This window comes from Streptomyces sp. NPDC059564, assembly GCF_042735575.1.
Taxonomy (GTDB): Bacteria; Actinomycetota; Actinomycetes; order Streptomycetales; family Streptomycetaceae; genus Streptomyces.
In genome coordinates, this window is sequence record NZ_JBHWBP010000643.1 from 1,359 (window position 1) to 1,844 (window position 486).

Here is a 486-nt window from a genome sequence, read left to right on the forward strand (position 1 = left end):
GAACAGGCCGTACACGCCCATGGAGACGCGGTAGTCCACGCTGGGCTTCTCGGTGAACCCGACCACGCGGCTGGCGTCGGTGGTCAGCACGCCGAAGTCGATGTGCACCTTGCGCGGGTACGTGGCGATGGTCAGCGGCGCGCCGGACGCCTCGTGGCGGCGCAGCACGTCGGCGTAGTCGAGGTCGGTCAGGACGTCGCCGTTCATCACGAGGAATCTTTCCGGGAGCCGGTCGCGGAGGTTCAGCAGCGGGCCCATCGTGCCCAGCGGGCTCTCCTCCGTGGCGTAGTCGATGCTCATCCCCCACTGGGAGCCGTCGCCCACGTAGGCGCGGATGATCTCGCCCAGGTGGCCGATGGCGATGGTGCAGCGGGTGAAGCCGGCTGCCGACAGCTGGCGCAGCACGATCTCCAGGATGGTGTGCTGGTCGCCTATGGGGACGAGGGGCTTGGGAAGGGCAGTGGTGTAGGGCAGCAGCGGTAAGAC

Annotated in this window: 1 protein-coding gene; it reads right to left on the minus strand. The window is 68.3% G+C overall.

What is annotated here, in order from left to right; all coding sequences use genetic code 11:
* The coding region (locus ACFV0Q_RS41230; RefSeq protein WP_385013207.1) for a nucleotidyltransferase family protein at nt 1-477 on the minus strand (477 nt) is incomplete at its 3' end.
* Nucleotides 478-486 lie beyond the last annotated feature (9 nt).